2 protein-coding genes are annotated in these 2,335 nt (G+C 64.6%); both read left to right on the plus strand.

Annotated features, from left to right (window positions below):
- Nucleotides 1–985 (plus strand): TonB-dependent receptor domain-containing protein (locus HX869_RS20945; protein WP_178903588.1); only part of this gene is annotated, 985 nt, incomplete at its 5' end.
- A gap of 58 nt (nt 986–1,043) precedes the next feature.
- The coding region (locus tag HX869_RS20950; RefSeq protein ID WP_178903589.1) for an LLM class flavin-dependent oxidoreductase at nt 1,044–2,335 on the plus strand (1,292 nt) is incomplete at its 3' end.

The following is a 2,335-nucleotide window of genomic DNA, read 5'->3' on the forward strand; positions in this document are numbered from 1 at the left end:
CCTGGCCGGGCGCTACGAGCACTACAACGACGGCTCGGGCACCACCACCAACGGCAAGTTCTCCACCCGCTACCAGCTGACCCCGATCCTGGCCTTGCGCGGCACCGTCAGCACCGGGTTCCGCGCACCGTCCCTGGCCCAGCAGATCTACAGCTCCACCTCGCAAACCAGCGTCAACGGGCAACTGTTCGACTACCGCAACGTGGCGGTGAACTCCGATGTGGCCAAGGCCCTGGGCGCGACCACCCTCAAGCCTGAAAAGTCGACCAACTACAGCATCGGGCTGACCCTGCAACCCACTGACAACACCAACATCACCCTGGATGCCTACCAGATCGTGATCAAGGACCGCATCGCCCAGACCGGTTACCTGGGCGGCACGCCGCAAATCAGCGCGATCCTCGCCGCCGCCGGGCTCAACCCGAACCAGGCGGTGACCTACTTCACCAACGCCCTCGACACCACCACCCGCGGCGTCGACCTGGTGGGCGACTACCGCCAGGACATCGGTGCCTATGGCAGCCTGAAATACAGCGCCGGCTTCAACTGGAACACCACCCAGATCGACTCGATCCACGCCTCGACCGTGGCCGCCCAGGCCCTCGGCCCGGACGGTGGCTATGACCGCCAGCGCCAGGGCAACCTCAAGTACGGCTTGCCGCAATCCAAGCTGCTGCTGGGCACCACCTGGACCTACGACAAGGTTGAAACCAGCCTCAACCTGACCCGCTACGGCTCCTACACCGAGTACGGCACCGCCGAGATCTACGACCGTAACTTCGCGCCGACCTGGATCACTGACCTGAACATCGACTACCACCTGACCAAGGCCGTGACCCTGAATGCGGGGGCCAACAACCTGTTCAACAAGTACCCGAAACGCACCGACCTGGTAAGCAGTTCCGGCGGCTTCCCGTACGGTACCTTTTCGCCTTACGGCACCACCGGTGGCTATTGGTACACCGGCGTGACGTACGCCTTCTGACCCAGCCCGCGGGGCCGGTTCGCCGGCCCTGCGCCTGACCTTTTGCGGGAGCCTGCCCATGACCCGACGTACCGATCAACTCAAGCTGGGGGCCTTCCTGGCCAACAGCGGCCACCATGTATCGGCCTGGCGCCATCCCCTGGCCCAGGCGGATGCCAGCCTGGATTTCGAGCACTTCAAACACATCGCGCAAACCGCCGAACGCGGCAAATTCGACGCCTTGTTCGTCGCCGACGTGGTCGCCCTGTGGGGCCATCATCATGACGCCCTCAGCCGCACTGCCCGCGCCGAACACTTCGAACCCTTGACCCTGATGGCCGCTTTGGCAGCCGTCACCAGCAACATCGGCCTGATCGCCACCGCCACCACCAGCTACAACGAGCCGTACCATATCGCCCGCAAGTTCGCCTCCCTCGATCATCTGTCCAAGGGGCGCGCCGCCTGGAACCTGGTGACCTCGGTGGTCTCGGATGAGGCCTGGAACTTCGGCCGCGAAACCCATATCGACCATGGCGACCGCTACCAGCGCGCCGAAGAATTCCACGACGTGGTCAAGGGCCTGTGGGACAGCTGGGACGACGACGCCTTCACCCGCGACAAGGCCAGCGGGGAGTATTTCGACCCGGCCAAACTGCACACCCTGAATCATCGCGGCGAACATTTTTCCGTACGTGGCCCACTCAACGTCGCCCGCCCTCCACAGGGCCATCCGGTGCTGGTGCAGGCCGGTGCGTCGGAACCCGGCAAGGCCCTCGCCGCCCGCGTTGCCGAGCTGATTTTTGCGGTCAACCATGACCTGGCCGGCGCCCAGGCTTTCTATCAAGACATCAAGCAACGCGCCGCCGCCTTTGGCCGTGACCCCGACCACATCAAGATCCTGCCCGGTGTCACCCCGTTTATCGGCGAAACCCGCGAACAGGCCCAGGCGCTGTTCGAAGAGTTCCAGGCCCTGGTGGACCCGGTGCTGGGCCTGCGCTTCCTGGCCGACACCCTGGGCGATGACATCGACCTGTCGGGCTACGACCTCGACGGCCCGCTGCCGGAAACCCCGGTAGGCCAGCGCGGCAGCCGTCGCGACAAACTGCTGGAACTGGCCCGCAGCCAGAACCTGAGCATCCGCCAGCTGTACCTGCACCTGACCGCCGGCAACCCGGTAATCGGCACCGCCGAAGACATTGCCGACTTCTTCGAGCAGTGGTTCGAAGCCCGTGCCTGTGACGGGTTTAACGTGTTCTTCCCGTACTTCCCGGGCGGCATCGACCTGTTCGTCGAGCAGGTGATTCCACTGCTGCAGCAACGCGGGCTGTTCCGCACCGAATACGAAGGCACCACCCTGCGGGAAAACCTCGG

It is taken from the genome of Pseudomonas sp. P7779, from assembly GCF_013386315.1.
Lineage (GTDB): Bacteria > Pseudomonadota > Gammaproteobacteria > Pseudomonadales > Pseudomonadaceae > Aquipseudomonas.